This window comes from Microbacterium resistens (assembly GCF_021172025.1).
In the GTDB taxonomy this organism is placed as follows: domain Bacteria; phylum Actinomycetota; class Actinomycetes; order Actinomycetales; family Microbacteriaceae; genus Microbacterium; species Microbacterium resistens.
Genome location: NZ_CP082781.1, coordinates 698,154 through 713,957, shown reverse-complemented (window position 1 = coordinate 713,957; position 15,804 = coordinate 698,154). Strand labels below are relative to the sequence as shown.

Annotated in this window: 12 protein-coding genes; 5 read left to right on the top strand and 7 right to left on the bottom strand. The window is 71.2% G+C overall.

Going from position 1 to position 15,804, the window contains the following annotated elements:
- The first annotated feature begins 60 nt into the window (after nt 1-60).
- From K8F61_RS03365 to K8F61_RS03355, 3 genes are all read left to right on the top strand, one after another.
- On the top strand, nt 61-1,776 hold the full coding sequence (locus tag K8F61_RS03365; protein WP_231820679.1) for an ABC transporter family substrate-binding protein: 1,716 nt from the start codon (nt 61-63) through the stop codon (nt 1,774-1,776).
- A 201-nt stretch (nt 1,777-1,977) separates the two neighbouring features.
- Nucleotides 1,978-2,130: a hypothetical protein gene (locus K8F61_RS03360; RefSeq protein ID WP_157517848.1), complete on the top strand. Its 153-nt coding sequence runs from the start codon at nt 1,978-1,980 to the stop codon at nt 2,128-2,130.
- Between the two features lie 92 nt (nt 2,131-2,222).
- Nucleotides 2,223-2,972 (top strand): alpha/beta fold hydrolase, encoded by a 750-nt coding sequence (locus tag K8F61_RS03355; protein ID WP_231820678.1) that lies wholly within the window; start codon nt 2,223-2,225, stop codon nt 2,970-2,972.
- On the opposite strand, the gene K8F61_RS03350 is transcribed toward K8F61_RS03355, so the two are convergent.
- Nucleotides 2,896-4,176, bottom strand: coding sequence for an MFS transporter (locus K8F61_RS03350; protein WP_231820677.1), 1,281 nt, complete (start codon nt 4,174-4,176; stop codon nt 2,896-2,898). The genes K8F61_RS03355 and K8F61_RS03350 overlap by 77 nt on opposite strands.
- Nucleotides 4,177-4,396: 220 nt before the next feature.
- On the opposite strand from K8F61_RS03350, the gene rpsT reads away from it, so the two are divergent.
- The gene (gene rpsT, locus K8F61_RS03345; RefSeq protein WP_067242701.1) at nt 4,397-4,657 is read left to right on the top strand and encodes a 30S ribosomal protein S20; all 261 of its coding nucleotides are present in this window, start codon (nt 4,397-4,399) and stop codon (nt 4,655-4,657) included.
- Between the two features lie 83 nt (nt 4,658-4,740).
- On the opposite strand, the gene holA is transcribed toward rpsT, so the two are convergent.
- A complete protein-coding gene (gene holA, locus K8F61_RS03340) occupies nt 4,741-5,790 on the bottom strand; it encodes a DNA polymerase III subunit delta (RefSeq protein ID WP_231820676.1) in 1,050 nt (349 codons plus the stop codon).
- 146 nt (nt 5,791-5,936) lie between these two features.
- Here holA and putP point away from each other — a divergent pair, with 146 nt between their 5' ends.
- Complete coding sequence (putP, locus tag K8F61_RS03335) at nt 5,937-7,448, top strand: sodium/proline symporter PutP (protein ID WP_231820675.1); 1,512 nt, start codon at nt 5,937-5,939, stop codon at nt 7,446-7,448.
- Nucleotides 7,449-7,457: 9 nt separating this feature from the next.
- Here putP and K8F61_RS03330 read toward each other — a convergent pair whose 3' ends face one another.
- From K8F61_RS03330 to leuS, 5 genes are all read right to left on the bottom strand, one after another.
- The gene (locus K8F61_RS03330) at nt 7,458-8,123 is read right to left on the bottom strand and encodes a DsbA family protein (RefSeq protein ID WP_231820674.1); all 666 of its coding nucleotides are present in this window, start codon (nt 8,121-8,123) and stop codon (nt 7,458-7,460) included.
- 147 nt (nt 8,124-8,270) lie between these two features.
- Complete coding sequence (locus K8F61_RS03325) at nt 8,271-10,550, bottom strand: ComEC/Rec2 family competence protein (RefSeq protein WP_231820673.1); 2,280 nt, start codon at nt 10,548-10,550, stop codon at nt 8,271-8,273.
- Nucleotides 10,551-10,654: 104 nt separating this feature from the next.
- On the bottom strand, nt 10,655-11,305 hold the full coding sequence (locus K8F61_RS03320) for a ComEA family DNA-binding protein (protein ID WP_231820672.1): 651 nt from the start codon (nt 11,303-11,305) through the stop codon (nt 10,655-10,657).
- A gap of 118 nt (nt 11,306-11,423) precedes the next feature.
- The gene (locus K8F61_RS03315) at nt 11,424-13,214 is read right to left on the bottom strand and encodes an SGNH/GDSL hydrolase family protein (RefSeq protein WP_231820671.1); all 1,791 of its coding nucleotides are present in this window, start codon (nt 13,212-13,214) and stop codon (nt 11,424-11,426) included.
- A gap of 4 nt (nt 13,215-13,218) precedes the next feature.
- A complete protein-coding gene (gene leuS, locus K8F61_RS03310; RefSeq protein WP_231820670.1) occupies nt 13,219-15,801 on the bottom strand; it encodes a leucine--tRNA ligase in 2,583 nt (860 codons plus the stop codon).
- Between the last annotated feature and the right edge of the window lie 3 nt (nt 15,802-15,804).

Below are 15,804 nucleotides of genomic sequence, written 5' to 3'. Positions count from 1 at the left end.
TGGCACGTGGTTATCCTGCCCTCATCCCCTGAAAGAGCCGAAAGGCAACGAAGGAGCACCATGAAAAGGCACCAGAAGCTGATGGGCGTCGTCGCCCTCGGCGGCGCCCTCGCACTCGCCATCAGCGGTTGTGCGTCGGGCAGCAACACCGGCGGCGGTAACGACGGCGGCGACAAGCCCGTCGAGACCCAGTTCGCGGACTACAACCCGCAGCCGCGCGAGAACCTCAAAGAGGGCGGCGAAGTTCGCTTCCCCATCAACGAGATCCCGCCGCAGCTCAATGCGTTCAACGGGGACGCGAGCGCCGACACGCAGCGGCTCGCCTCGTGGTACACCCCGCAGGTGTTCCTGATGGATCCGGACGGGACGGTCAAGCCGAACCCCGCCTACGTCTCCGACTACAAGATCGGCGTCGAGGGCGGTAACACCACGGTCACCTTCAAGGTCAACGAGAAGGCGACCTGGAACGACGGCACACCCCTCGACTACACCGCCTTCGAGACCACCTGGAAGGCCAACAACGGCACGGACGAGGCCTACGTCCCGAACTCGACCGACGGCTACAAGGCCATCACCTCGGTGACGCAGGGCGCGACGCCGAAGGACGTGGTCGTCACGTTCGACGGGGAGTTCGCCTGGCCGCAGATGCCGTTCCTCACGGGGATCATGCACCCGGCCGTCAACACGCCGCAGATCTTCAACGAGGGCTTCATCGACAACCCGCACGCCGAGTGGGGCATGGGGCCGTACAAGATCGGCGACTTCGACCCGAACGGCGAGGTCATCACCTTCGTCCCCAACGAGAACTGGTGGGGCGACAAGCCGCTCCTGGACAAGGTGACCTTCACCGGCATGGATGCTCAGGCATCGCTCAACGCCTTCAAGAACGGTGAGATCGACCAGGTCGGCGCCAACAACAAGGACCGCCTTGAGCAGGTCAAGGATGTCGAGGACTCGGTGACCTACCGGGCTCAGCAGACCGCGAAGACGGTCCTCATCGTGGACGCCGACAAGCCCCAGTTCAAGGACATCGCGGTTCGTCAGGCGTTCTTCATGGGCATCGACATCGACCAGCAGAAGCAGATCGCGTGGAACGGCCTCGGCTACGAAGAGGCGCCTGCCGGTTCGCTCAACCTGTACTCGTTCCAGGACGGCTACAACGACTCGTTCGGCGAAGCCGGGCTGAAGCACGACGTCGACGCGGCCAAGAAGCTGCTCGACGACGCGGGCTGGACCGAGGGCAAGGACGGCATCCGCGAGAAGGACGGCGTCAAGCTCTCCGTCGTCTACCCGATCCACAGCGATGACCCCACGATCGAGGCACTCGCCAAGGCCATCCAGCAGCAGGAGAAGGCCATCGGCATCGACGTCCAGATCGAGAAGCGGCCGTCTGCTGACTTCTCGCCGGACTTCACGTCCAAGAACTGGGACGCGTTCTCGCTGCGGTTCACGGACTCCGACCCGTTCGGTCCGCTGTGGTTCTGCCAGCTGTACTGCTCTGACAGCACCCTGAACCTGTCGGGGACCAGCACCCCGGAGATCGATCAGGAGATCAAGGACAAGGTCGAGTCCCAGACGACGGCCGAGGCCTGGACCGAGGCGTCGATGAAGCTCGAGCCGGAGATCATCAAGGAGACCTGGGGCGTCATCCCGCTCTACAACGGTCCCTCGATCTCTGTTGTCAAGAAGGGTCTCGCTAACCTGACCCCGGAGCCCTACGTGGGCCTCGACGGCTACGGCGTCACCCCCGTGGAGAACGTGGGCTGGGAGAAGTAACCCTTCCCCCTCCTGGGCGGGGTCGGCGGATTCGTCCGCCGACCCCGCTTTCTCGTGCTCGGGCTGCCCGCACAGGCATTGCAGGCCCCGTCAGCGGGCTCAGGGCCGTTCCCCTGAGTCGCGGGGCGTCAGATTGGGCTTGCGCCGCCGTCGATCGTTCGACCCACAACGGATGTGGGCGACGACACGGAAGGAAGTTCGATGAAGATCTCTCTCACGAAGAAGACCGCCGGGGTCCTGGCGGCGTTCGCGCTCGCGCTCGGCGCGGTGGGCGTCGCCGCGTCCGCATCGCAGGTGGAGACCTCCTCCCCGCAGGCGCTGCTGATGATCTGCAACGGCGCGAACCTCTGCTGAGATCGACACAGGCGGGGCCGGCGGATCCCTCCGCCGGCCCCTTCTCGTCACGTCTGCGAAGTCTCCTTCCGGGGGCCTCCTAGGCTGGTGCCGTGACGGTGAGCGTGGTGCTGGTGCATGGGATCCGGACGTCGGCGACGATGTGGCGCTCCCAGCTGGCGTATCTGGCCGAGCGGGGGACTCCCGCCTTCGCCGTCGACCTGCCGGGACACGGTACCCGCATGGACGAGGTCTTCACCCTCGACGAGGCCTTCGCCACGATCGATTCCGCAGTCAGAGACGCTGCGGCGGCGGGCCCGGTCCTCCTGGTGGGGCACTCGATGGGCGGGCTGCTCTCCACGGTCTACGCAGGCAGCGACGCGACCCCGCCCGTCGCTGGACTCGTCGCGGCGTCCTGCACCGCCGTGCCGCGGGGAGCGGGCCTCGCCGCCTACCGGATGCTCGCCGGGGCGATGAACTCACTGCCGGACCAGGGCATGTGGCTGAGCCAGCGCGTGCTGGCGGCCACGCTGCCCGAGCACACCCGGGAGGATTTCGGAGCGGGCGGCTACGCGCTGCGCGCGCAGGACGTCGCCCTGGGCGCGCTGCGGACGCTCGATCTGCTGGCGGCGGTCGAGCGTCTGACGATGCCGACCTGGTTCGTGAACGGGCAGTACGACCAGCTGCGCATCCATGAGCGGCTGTTCCTCGGGATCGCGCCGAACGCCGAACTGATCCTCGTCCCCCGGACGACCCATCTCGTCACCGCGATGCGTCCGCGCGTCTTCAACGCCGTCCTGGGCCTGGCGCTCGCGACGCTGGAGTCGGAGGGCGCCCGCCCGCCCGTATCGCCCCGGTCATGAGAGCTCCCCCGAGCGACAGCACGGCAGCGCCGACGAACAGGAGCCAGAAGCCGCTCACCGCGGCAACCAGTCCCGCACCCAGCAGCGGCCCCACGAGCTGGCCGAGGGCTGCGGAGACGTTCACGAGCCCCAGGTCGCGGGCGTGGTCGTCGGGATCCCGAAGCAGGTCCGTGGCGAAGGCCAGGCTCACCGCCATGTAGGCGCCGTAGCCCGTGCCCATGACCGCCGCCGCCACCGAGGTCACCACGAGGTCGGAACTCAGGAGGATGACGACGCCCGAGGCGGCCTGCACGACGGCCGAGAGCACCGTCAGAAGCCGGCGGCGGCCCCACCGGTCCGAGAGGATGCCCACCACCACCGAGGCGGCCACGACGAAGGCCGTGTACACGACGATGAGCAGCAGCAGGTCGTCCTCGGCCTCCGCGGCGGGCACGCCGATGCCGTATCGCAGGAAGAACAGCAGGAGGGAGGTGCCCAGGGCGTTTCCGACGTTGACCACGAACCGGCTCGCGAGAAGCCAGAGAAAGTCGCGGTCGTGCAGGGAGGACCGTCGTGCGCCGGGCGCGTCGACCGTGCCGCGCCTCGCCGGCCGGTCCGGGAGCAGCGCTGCGGCGCCCACCCCGACGACCGCGATGATCCCGGCGAGGAGCGCGTACGCTGCCCCGGTGCCGAGCCCGAGCACCACCACCGCCCCGACGCCGACGACCACCCCCGCGGCCTGCGCGGCGCTGGCCGCCGCGGACGCGCTCCCGCGCTGCGTGTCGAGCTGATCCGCGATGAGCGCGGTGAACGCCGCCCCCGCCGTCGAGACGCCGACCGACACGACCACCCACGAGGCGCCGATCCCGAGGGGCCCCTCCGCGGCGCCTGTGAGCAGGAGGCCGACGGCGGCGACGAGCGATCCGCCCGCCGCCCACGGGCGCCGTCGTCCCCATACGAGCCGGGTGCGGTCGGACATCCGGCCCGCCAAGGGCGCGGCCAGCACGCCGGCGAGCCCGCCGGCGGACAGCACCACGCCGGCGCGGACCACGCCCTCGATCCACCCGTCGCCGGGGGTGTCGAGCTGAAGCGGGAGCAGCAGCTGGATCGGAGTCAGCTGCACCGTCCACACCGCCAGCCATGCCAGGGTGAACAGGAGGAACCAGACTCCCCCGACCCTGCGTGCAGTGGGGCGGGTGGGATCGGGCACGGACGACTCGGGCATGGAGGACTCCTTCGGCTCCTCCGCCCAGCATGGACCCGCGAGCACGACGGGACGCGGCACGACGCGCACGCGACACGGCCGAACGCCGTTCGGCGCCGATACGGAGACCTGTTAGACTCGGTGATTGGCTTGCGTGTGGGTTTTGCCCTCACGACCGCCGTTCAACGCCCCTCTCCCGTTGACGGCACACCATCCGAAACACGAACGAAGGTTCCCGCACGTGGCAAACATCAAGTCGCAGATCAAGCGCAACAAGACCAACGAGAAGGCGCGCGAGCGCAACAAGGCCGTCAAGAGCGAGCTGAAGACCGCCGTGCGCACCACGCGCGCCGCGATCGCCGCCGGTGACAAGGCCGCCGCCGAGGCCGCCCTGAAGAAGGCGTCGAAGAAGCTGGACAAGGCCGTCAGCAAGGGTGTCATCCACTCCAACCAGGCCGCGAACCGCAAGTCGTCGATCGCCAAGCAGGTCGCCGCGCTCTGACGCCTCGCCGCATCACGAAGGCCCGTCTCCTCGGAGGCGGGCCTTCGTCGTCGTCCGGCACGGCGTCGGCCGTTCCGACGTGCTCAGCCGCCGAAGGGACGACGCGTCGCGACCACCGTGATCATGCGCTCCAAAGCGAAGACGGGATCCCGCGCGGCGCCCTTGACCTCGGCGTCTGCGCGCGCCGTCGCCTGGATCGCGAGCCCGAGGGAGCGCTCGTTCCAGCCGGACAGATCGCGACGGGCGCGATCGACCTGCCAGTCCTTCATCCCGAGCCGTGAGGCCAGAGCCGCCGCCGGTTCCCGGGACCCGGCGACGCGCGCCATCGTGCGCAGCTTCATCGCGAACGCCGCGACCATAGGCACGGGGTCCGCGCCGGAGGACAGGGCGTGGCGGAGCGCCACGAGCGCCTCGCCGTAACGGCCCGCGATCGCCGTGTCGGCCACGACGAACGCCGACACCTCGACCCGTCCCCCGTAATACCGTTCCACCACGGCGGGCGTGATCTCTCCCTCGACGTCGCCGATGAGCTGCTGGCACGCCGCCGCCAGCTCGGTGACGTCATCCGAGAATGCGGAGACGAGAGCTCGCAGCGCCTGGGGGGCGATGCGCTTGTCGGCCGCCTTGAACTCCCCCGCCGCGAAGTCGAACTTGTCGCTGTCGCGCTTGATCGCGGGGCACGGGATCTCGATCCCCTCGCCGGTGCCGGCGCGCACGGCGTCGAGCAGCTTCTTGCCCCGCACCGACGCCCCGGTGTGGCGGAGGATCACCGTCGCGCCCTCCTGAGGATGCCCCAGGTACGCCACGGCCTCCTGGATGAAGGCGTCCGTCGCCTTCTCGACGCCGGCCACGCGCACCAGGCGCGGCTCGCCGAACAGCGACGGCGAGGTCAGCGCGAGAAGGGTGCCCGAAGCGTAGTCGTCAGCGCGGACGTCGCTGACCTCCAGCGCCGGGTCCTCCAGCCGCAGGTAGTCGCGGACTCCGGCGATCGCGCGCTCGGCGCAGATCTCCTCGGGCCCCGAGACCAGGACGATCGGCGCGGGTCGGGGCTCCCGCCAGGACACCTGCGGAATGCTCGCGGCCTTGCTCCCGCGCTTCGCGCCGCCGCGGGCAGAGGAACGGGGGGCAGCCATGCGTCCAGCCTACCGGCGGGCACCGACCTCGCCGGCGGGTGCCGCCGGCTTCGCGGCGCGCGGCCGGGATGGTTCCGCCCGCGGCGTCCGTTTGGCATCATCGGAGCACGATCGAAGCGGCGAAGGCCGCCGCGGAGGGGACGACGATGTCCGACCAGATCTTCCTGTTCGCCGCCCTCGGGCTGTACTTCGCGGGGATGCTCCTCATCGGCTGGATGGCCTACCGGCGCACCAGCGATCACGAGGACTACATGCTCGGCGGGCGGAACCTCCCCCCGTGGGTCGCCGCGCTCAGCGCCGGCGCCTCGGACATGTCCGGCTGGCTCGTCATGGGCCTGCCCGGCGCCATCTACGCGGCGGGTCTCATCGAGGCGTGGATCGCCATCGGCCTGCTGTTGGGGGCCTACCTGAACTGGAAGGTCGTGGCGCCGCGGCTGCGCGCGTACACGGAGGTCTCCCGGAACTCCATCACCGTGCCCAGCTTCCTCGAGAACCGGCTCCGCGACGGCACCCGTCTGCTGCGCATCATCTCCGGAACGGTGATCCTCGTCTTCTTCACGCTGTACATCTCCTCCGGGATGGTCGCCGGCGGGGTCTTCTTCGAGAGCTCCTTCAACGGCGACTACCTGACCGGGATGATGCTGGTGACCGGGGTCACCCTCCTCTACACGCTCTTCGGCGGCTTTCTCGGCGCGTCGTTCACCGACGTCGTCCAGGGCCTGATGATGGTCGTCGCGCTCATCGTCGTCCCGGTCGCCGCGGTCGTCGCGATCGGGGGTCTCGGCGAGACCTCCGAGCTGATCGGCGAGATCGCGCCCGACCACCTGTCGCTGCTGTCCGGCACGGCGCTCACCGGCGGCACGATCCTGGCGATCGTGTCCGCGCTCGCCTGGGGGCTCGGGTACTTCGGGCAGCCGCACATCATCGTGCGCTTCATGGCCCTGCGCTCGCCCCAGGAGGCCAAGAGCGCGCGCCGCATCGGCATCTCCTGGATGGCGGTGTCGCTCGGCGGGGCCGTGCTGTCCGGTCTCGTCGGCGTCGCGTACATCGCGAAGACGGGGGTGGACCTCACCAACCCCGAGACCGTCGTCCTGCTGATGTCGCAGACCCTGCTGCACCCGTTCGTGGCGGGCCTGGTCCTCGCGGCGGTGCTGGCGGCGATCATGAGCACGATCTCCAGTCAGCTCATCGTGTGCTCGTCCGCCCTGGTCGAGGACATCTACCGTGTCTTCCGCCGCACCCCGCCGAGGCCGGCGCGGCTCGTGCTGATGGGGCGACTCGCCGTTCTGGGGGTCGCGATCGTCGCCGGAATCCTTGCGATCACCCCGAACGACACGATCCTCGGTCTGGTCTCCTTCGCCTGGGCAGGGTTCGGCGCCGCGTTCGGCCCGGTGATCCTTCTCAGCCTGTTCTGGCGTCGCCTCACGAACTGGGGCGCCCTGGCCGGCATGGTCGTCGGCGCGGCGACTGTGTTCATCTGGAAGGCGCTCGGCACCGGGCTCTACGAGCTCCTGCCCGCCTTCGTCCTGGCTCTCCTCGCGGCGATCGTCGTGAGCCTGGCGACCTACCGGCACAACGAGGAGATCCAGCGGGAGTTCACCGACACCGGAACGATGGTCACGGTACCCCGCCCACACGCCGTCGGGGACACCCCGTGACGATCCGGGTCAGCGCCCGCCCACGGCATCGCGGACGGCGTCGCCCAGGTCGTCGAAGCGCTGCAGGGCGACCTGCTCGCCGTTGAGGAAGAACGTCGGGGTGCCGGTGATCCCGAGCGCACGGCCGTCCTCGACGTCCCGGTTCACCCGTTCCGTCGTCGCGGGGTCCGCGACCGCCCGGTCGTACGAGGCCATGTCCAGACCCAGCTCCTGAGCGTAGGCGCGGAACACCGCGGGATCGGGCGCCGGCGCCTCGCCCCACTCCGCCTGCGTCCGGAACAGCTGGTGGTACATGTCCTCGAATCGCCCCTGCTGCGCCGCGGCCTCGACGGCGACGGCCGCGTTCATCGCGTTCACGTGGCCCGGGAGGGGGAAATAGCGCACGACGTAGGTGATCTCGCCGGCGTACTCGGCGCGGAGGTTCTCGACCACCGGATAGAAGGCGCCGCAGGCCTCGCACTCGAAGTCCAGGAACTCGACGACGGTGACCCTGCCGTCGCCCTCCTCCCCCAGCACGTGCGAGTCGTCACGCACGACGGAGGCGGTCGGGTCCGCCGCAGGATCCATCGCCTCCGGCGCGGCGCCGCGGGTGGCGAGGACGAAGAGCAGCCCGCCGAGCAGCAGCACCACCGCCGCGCCGACGGCGACGAGGATTGCCCTGAGTGTGCGGTTCATCGGACCCTCCAAAGGAACGGGATCGGGATCGGGATCGGGGATCAGGAGCCGGGGATCAGGAGCCGGGGATGAGGACGGTGGACGGATCGCGGCCGAGGGTAGCAGTGTGTGCCATGCACCCCCTGGGGAGGCATCGTCCGTTCTCCGTCACGGCGCGCGCTCGGCCCACAACCGGAGGCCGCCCGGCGTGTCCCTGACGAGGATGAGGCCCGACTGGTCCGTGCGCGCGACCCGTGAACCGGTGGCGTGCAGCAGCTCCAGCGTCTGCGCCCGGGGATGCCCGTAGTCGTTGCCGGCGCCGACGGAGACGATCGACAGGGACGCGGAAAGCAGACGATAGACATCCGGATCCTGGTCCGCACTGCCGTGGTGGGCGACCTTGACGACGTCGTACGGACCGCGCAGGGGCTGCGTCCGCGCCATCATGCGCTGGGAACGGGCCGAGGTGTCCCCCAGCAGCAGTGTGCGCGGCACGTCGGGACCGGAGACCTCCATCACCACGCTCGTGTCGTTGCCCGCCGGGAAGACCCGCTCGTCGCGCCGGGGCCACAGCACCCGCCAGGAGGCGTCCCCGAGCATCCCCGAGTCTCCGGCCGCTGCGGCGGATGCGCGGGCTCCCGCATCGGTCAGGGCAGCGAGGATCCGCTCGTCGCCCCCGTCGGCGGGGACGCCGTGCAGTACGGCGTCGACCCGGCCGATCACGGCCTCGGTCCCGCCCACGTGGTCCAGGTCGAAGTGCGTGAGCACGAGGAGGTCCACCCGGTCGATCCCGAGCTCCCTCAGACAGCGTTCGAGGGCGTCGGGATCCGGCCCGGTGTCCACGAGCAGGATGTCGCCGGCGCTGCGGACGGCCACGGCATCCCCCTGACCCACGTCGCAGGCGGCCACCGTCCAGTCGCCGGGGCGCGTCATCGGCGCGACGGGGCCGCCCAGCAGCGCCAGGCCCGTGCCCGTGCCGATCACGACGGCGACGACGACGACCGACGCGGTGGACACCGCGGCGTTCGGGGGATGCGGGACGAGGATCCAGATCACCGCCGCGCCCAGGACCGCCGTCACCAGCGCGGCGAGCGGACCCGGCGGCACCTCGACCGCCGCTCCCGGCCACGACGCGGTGGTCTCCGCGGTCGCCGCGATCCACGCCGAGGGCAGCCACGCACAGGCCGCGAGGAGGTCCGCCAGCGGCGGAACGGGCAGCGCGAGGCAGGCCAGCAGTCCGAGCATCGTCGCCACCGGGGCTGCCGGCTGGGCGATCAGGTTCGCGGCCACGGAGACAAGGGACTGCTCGGTCGCGAACAGGGCGATGACGGGTGCGCACGCCAGCTGCGCCGACAGCGGCACGGCGAGCACCAGCGCGACCGGAGAGGACATCCATCGCGAAAAGCCCCGTGCGAGCGGCGGGGCGAGCACCAGCAGCGCGGCCGTGGCCGCTGCGGACAGCACGAAGCCGATGGACGTGCTCAGCCAGGGGTCGACGACGAGCAGGAGCGAGACCGCGAGCAGCAGGATCGACAGCCCGGCACGGGGCCTGCCGCGGAGGACCGCGAGCATCGCGAGCCCGGACATCGTCGCCGCGCGCACGACGCTCGGCTCGGCGGTGACGAGCACGACGAACGCCGCCAGCGCAGCAAGGGCGCCGAGAACGCGCAGGGCGCGACCGCGGCGCAACAGCACGACCAGCCCATACCCGGCTGCGGTGACGATGGCGCAGTTGCTGCCGCTGACGGCGACCAGATGCGTCAGTCCGCTGGCGATCATCGCGTCCTCCAGCTCGCCGGGAACCGCCCTGGTGTCCCCGATCGCGAGGCCGGGAAGCAGCGCCGCCCCGGGCCCGGGAAGCCTCGACGCCCGCTCGGCGAACGCGCGGCGCACGTCCGCCGCCATCCGGACGATCAGCGGCCCGCGCGACAGGATCTCGGGAGGCTCCTCGACGAAGAGCACCAGGGCGGCGCGCTCTCCTCCGTCCGTCGCCACGGCCCGTCCGCGGACGCGGATCACCGTGCCCGGGTCGATCCTCTCCTCCGTCTCCGGGACGCCCAGACGCACCGGGACGTGGATGGCTCCCGGACGGCCCGGCGACCCTAGGCTCCGCGAGTCGGCGTCCGCCCACAATCGCCCGTCCGCGCCGCCGGTCGGCGACGAGGAGACGACCGCGACCGCTTCGAGGGCCCGGCCCTCGAATTCTGCCGCGTGCACCCGAGAGGGGGACGACATCAGGAGAGTGCTCGCCACCGCGCACACGGTGGCGCCGCACAGCAGCGCCAATCCGGCCGGGCCGTCCGGCCGACGCCGCGCACGCCGGAGGAACCACCGGGAGAGGGTGAGAGCCACGATGAGTCCCCCGAGGACGAGGAGCGGGAGCGCCGCGGCCGGGACGGTGACGCCGAGCAGCGCCGCACCGCTCGCGCATCCCGCCACCGGGAGCATGCGCAGATCCCGCCTGGCCCGTCGCGGGATCGATCCGTCCGCGACGGAGGAGGCTCCCTTCTCCCCCGACCGGTGACCGTTCGAGCCTGCCCGTGCGGCGCCGGTCACACGCGGACCCGGTCCCGCAGCCCGGCCAGGAGCTTCTCCCCGATGCCCGGCACCGCGAGGAGATCGTCGACGGCGACGAAGCGACCGTTCTGCTCCCGCCACTCGATGATCCGTGCCGCGAGGGCGGGACCGATCCGCGGCAGCTCCTCCAGCGTCGCGGCGTCAGCGGTGTTGAGGTCGATGAGCCCGCCGGCACCGGGCGCCCCGCCGACCCCGCCCGGGGCCTGCGCGACGGCGCCGGGCGCCGCGACCATGATCTGCTCCCCGTCGGAGACGGGCCGCGCCAGGTTGATGCTCCCCAGGTCAGCGGAAGCCAGGGTCCCGCCCGCCGCGGCCACCGCCTCGGCGACGCGCGCACCGTCTCCGAGCACGTACAGCCCGGGACGCTCGACCTCGCCGAGCACGTGCACGTAGACGGACGCGGCCCCGGGGGCCGGCACCCCGCCCCGAGGTGCTCCGGGGGCCTCGGTCGTCACCGGCAACGGCTCGTCCGGGTGCAGCGCGCCCTGTCCGCGGACCAGCCCGATGCCCACGGTCACGGAGAGGACGACGATCGCGAGGATCACGGCGGCGCCGATTCCGAGACGGAACCGCGGCGTGGCCGGGCGCAGTCGAGAGGTGGGGCGAGGCGGAGGTTCTGGGGTCACACCGCGACGCTACGAGCCGGGCGCGGTCGCGGGACCGCGAGTCATGCCTTCCGTGGAAAAGCGCCTCCTGCGCGAGCCCGTGCAGGACGAGCGGGGAGCGCGAAAGGCCGTGATGCCGTCATCGCCCGAGGACCGCGCGGAGCGCGTCGGCGTACGGACCGGCGACCCGGTCGTGCCCGGCCTGGGACAGATGGATCGGATCCGCCTGCGGGGCGCGGCGATCCGTGATCCAGCCCGCCACCGAGATCGTCGGGAAGCCCATCGCCTGGGCCTCGGGCAGGATGAGCGCCTCCACGGCGCGCCGCTCCGCGTGCGACGCGTCCCGCCGGCTCATCACGCCGTTCACGACGATGGTCGCCTCCGGGTAGGCCGCGCGCACCTGTTCGAGAAGACGCCGCTCCGCCGCGACGATCTGATCGCCCGGCACCCCCTGGGTCGCATCGTTCCCCCCGAGTGTGATGCTGACCAGTCCCGGGTTCCCCTCGGGGAGGAGCACGAGGTGGGAATCCAGCGCGTCCGTCACGCTCATGCCCAGGGCGCCGGAATGCGCGACGTATCCGCCACCGCCGTAGGAGCGCTCCACGATGTCGGTGAAGCCGTTGGCACGGGCGCCCTGTTCGACCCACGAGGAGCCGTCGCACTGCGAGTCGCACAGGAGCACCGCGGTCTGCGGTCCCACCGGCTCCGCGCTGTAGAGGATGCCGTCCCGCTGGATCGTCTCCACCCGCTCGAACGCCGTGTGGGACCCGCGCTCGTCGCTCCAGGCGTCCCTGACGGGCCAGCCGAACCGGTCGGGAAGCCGCGTCCACTGGTCGAAGGTGGTGCGGTCCAGCACCGACGTGCCCCGCGGCGACGACAGCAGCACCCCGCCGGAGAACGCCTGATACCAGGCGTCGGCGAACGCGGTGCGTTCGCCGACGGGCAGTCCCAGGGCCCCGCCGGCGTCGCCGAGCTCGCGATAGCGCGCCTCGATATCGCCCGGCCACGTCGCGTGGACAGCGCCGTCCTCGTCGGCGCGGTAGAGCACGCCGTTCTGGAACGTCTGCCGGGCTCCGCCCTTGACGGCGGTCTCCGCCGCCGTCGGCCAGCCCAGATCGCCCTCCTGCGCGCCGCGCCGGAGATAGTCCCCACGCATCCCGTCCAGGACCGGGACGGCACCGGTCGCCTCGGACCACCAGATCGCCCCGTGCTCGAATCGCTGCACGCGCCCGTCGCCGGCGGCCTCCTCGGGCAGCCGGGGGTACCCGAGCGGCCCCTGCTGCGCGCCCGAGTCGGCGTAGGCGCGTGCGATGTCCTCCCGCACCGCAACGGCGACGCCGTCTCGCAGGTAGACGGAACCGCGCCGGAACTCCTGGATCCCCACACCGTTGGCGTCCCGTCGCTCGCCGGACCGCGGCTCGCCGAGACCTCCGCGGTCCTCACGATTCCGCAGCCAGGCCCCCCACATCGGCCCCCGGACGGCGGTCACCGCGTCGCCGCCGCGCACGAAGAGCCCGCCGCGCTGGAACTCCTGCCACCGCAGCGAGCGGTCCGCGTCGCGCTGCACATCGTCCACGGGCAGGCCGAACGCGTGCTCCGCGCCCGCCTCGGCGAAGGCCGTTCCGAGAGCGCCGTCATGCACGGCGTGAGCGCCCGTCCCCCGTGACCAGTACACCCACCCGTGGTCGAAGCGCTGCGAGCACTCGCTCCCGCGGGAGACGCACGTCTCGGGCGTTCGGGCGGTGCCGAGCTCCTCCTGCGCTGCCGCCCAGGCGCGACCGATCGGACGCGTCAGATCCACGGGAGCCGCCAGCTGCGCGACCATGCCGAGCAGCAGACCCGCCAGAGCGCCGCCGGTCAGGAGCACCGTGGACAGACGCCGGATCACCCTCAGCGCGCGGGCACGCACCCGGCGGGGCGATCCGCGCACCGGTTCAGCCCTTGACGGCGAAGTTCACGATCTTCGGCGCGCGGACGATCACGCGGACGATCTCCTTGTCCGCGAGGGCCCGCTGCACGCGCTCGTCCGCGCGGGCGAGGGCCTCGAGCTCGGCGTCGCCGATCCGTGCCGGGACCTCGAGCGTCGCACGCACCTTCCCGTTCACCTGCACGGCGGTCGTGACGGTGTCCTCGACCAGCAGCACCGGATCCGCCTGGCGCCAGGGCACCAGTCCCACGGACGGCTCGTGTCCGAGGATCTCCCACAGCTCTTCCGCGGTGTGCGGCGCGACGAGGTCCAGCATCACCGCGATGGTCTCCGCCGCCTCCCGCACCGCCGGGTCGGCCCCTCCGGCGCCCGTGTCGATCGTCTTGCGGGTCGTGTTCACCAGCTCCATCAGCCGCGCGACGAGCACGTTGAACTTCGTCTGCTCCACCAGACCCGGAGCCTCGGCCAGCAGCCGGTGGGTGGCGCGGCGCAGTGCGGCGTCTCCGCCGTCGAAGGGGACGCCGACGGGGGACGTGACATCCTGCGCAACGCGCAGCGCGCGGGAGAGGAACTTCTGGGCGCCGGTCGTCGAGACGTCCGCCCAGTCCTTGTCGTCCTCCACCGGGCCGGCGAAGGCGAGGGCGACGCGCAGCGTGTCCGCGCCGTGCGCGTCCAGCTCCTCCTGGAACAGCACCAGATTGCCCTTGCTCTTGGACATCTTGGCGCCGTTGAGGATGACCATCCCCTGGTTGATGAGGCTGGAGAAGGGCTCGGTGAAGTCGATCAGCCCCATGTCGAACAGGACCTTGGTGAGGAACCGCGCGTACAGCAGGTGCAGGATCGCGTGCTCCACGCCCCCGATGTAGGAGTCCACCGGCGCCCAGCGCCGCGCCTCGTCGACGTCGAAGGCCACGGCGTCCGACGTCGGCGACAGGAAGCGCAGGAAGTACCAGGAGCTGTCGACGAACGTGTCCATCGTGTCGGGATCCCGAAGGGCCGGCTCGCCGGTGGACGGGTCGACGGTGCGGACCCAGCCCTCGGCGGCCCCCAGCGGCGACGATCCCTTCGGCGACAGGTCCAGCCCGTCGACGCTGGGCAGGCGGACCGGGAGCTGGTCCTCGGGCACCGGGACGATCCGGCCGTCCGTCGTGTGCAGCATCGGGATCGGCGTCCCCCAGAAGCGCTGCCGAGAGATCAGCCAGTCGCGCAGACGGTAGTTCTTCGCGGCGCGTCCGTTCCCGGACGCCTCCAGCTGCTCGATCGCGCGGGCGATCGCGTTGCGCTTGGAGAGGCCGTTCAGCTCGCCGGAGTTGATCATCCGGCCCTCGCCGGTCAGAGCGATCCCGGTCGTGGCGGGGTGCTGGTCGTCCAGGGTCCCCGCAGGCTCGATCGGGACGCCGTCCTCGTCGACCTCGATCACGGGCATCGCCCCGGTGATGGGCGCCGTCGTGTCGACGACGACCTTCACGGGCAGATCGAACGCTCGCGCGAAGTCCAGGTCGCGCTGGTCATGGGCGGGAACCGCCATCACCGCGCCGTGACCGTAGTCGGCGAGCACGTAGTCGGCGGCCCAGATCGGCAGCCGTTCGCCGTTGACCGGGTTGATCGCGTAGTGCTCCAGGAACACGCCCGTCTTCGGCCGCTCCGTCGACTGACGGTCGATCTCGCTCGTCTTCTGGACCTGCGTCAGATAGTCCTGGAAGCGCATCCGCACCTCCGGCGAGGCCGACGCGGCCAGCTCGGCGGCCAGGTCCGAGTCCGGAGCGACCACGAAGAATGTGGCCCCGTGCAGGGTGTCCGGACGCGTCGAGAACACCGTGACGACGCCCTCGCGCCCCTCGATGCGGAAGTCGACGTCGGCGCCCACCGACCGGCCGATCCAGTTGCGCTGCATCTGCAGCACCTTCTGCGGCCAGGAGCCCTCCAGCTGGTTCAGGTCGTCCAGCAGCCGGTCCGCGTACTCCGTGATCCGGAAGTACCACTGCGTCAGCTTCTTCTTGACGACCTCGGCGCCGCAGCGCTCGCACCGCCCGTCGACGACCTGCTCGTTCGCCAGCACGGTCTGATCGTTCGGACACCAGTTGACCGGGCTCTCCTTGCGGTACGCCAGCCCCCGCTCGTACAGCTTCAGGAACAGCCACTGGTTCCAGCGGTAGTACTCGGGGTCCGACGTGTGCAGGACCCGGCTCCAGTCGAAGGAGACGCCGTAGTCGCCCAGGCTCTCCCGCTGCTGCGCGATGTTCTGATAGGTCCACTCCCGCGGATCCGCTCCCCGGCGGATCGCGGCGTTCTCGGCGGGCAGGCCGAAGGAGTCCCACCCGATCGGGTTCAGCACGTTGTGCCCGCGGTGACGCCAGTACCGCGCGACGATGTCCGAGTACAGGTAGTTCTCGGCGTGCCCCATGTGCAGGTCGCCGGACGGGTAGGGGAACATCGCCAGGACGTACTTGCGCGGGCGGGTGTCGTCGGCGCCGCCGGCGCGGAAGGTCTCGTTGTCGGCCCAGTACTTCTGCCACTTGGCCTGAAGCGCGTGCGCCGTCAGCGGCTCCTCAGCGGACACGGCGGCGGTGGGCGACAGGTTCTCGGACAACGA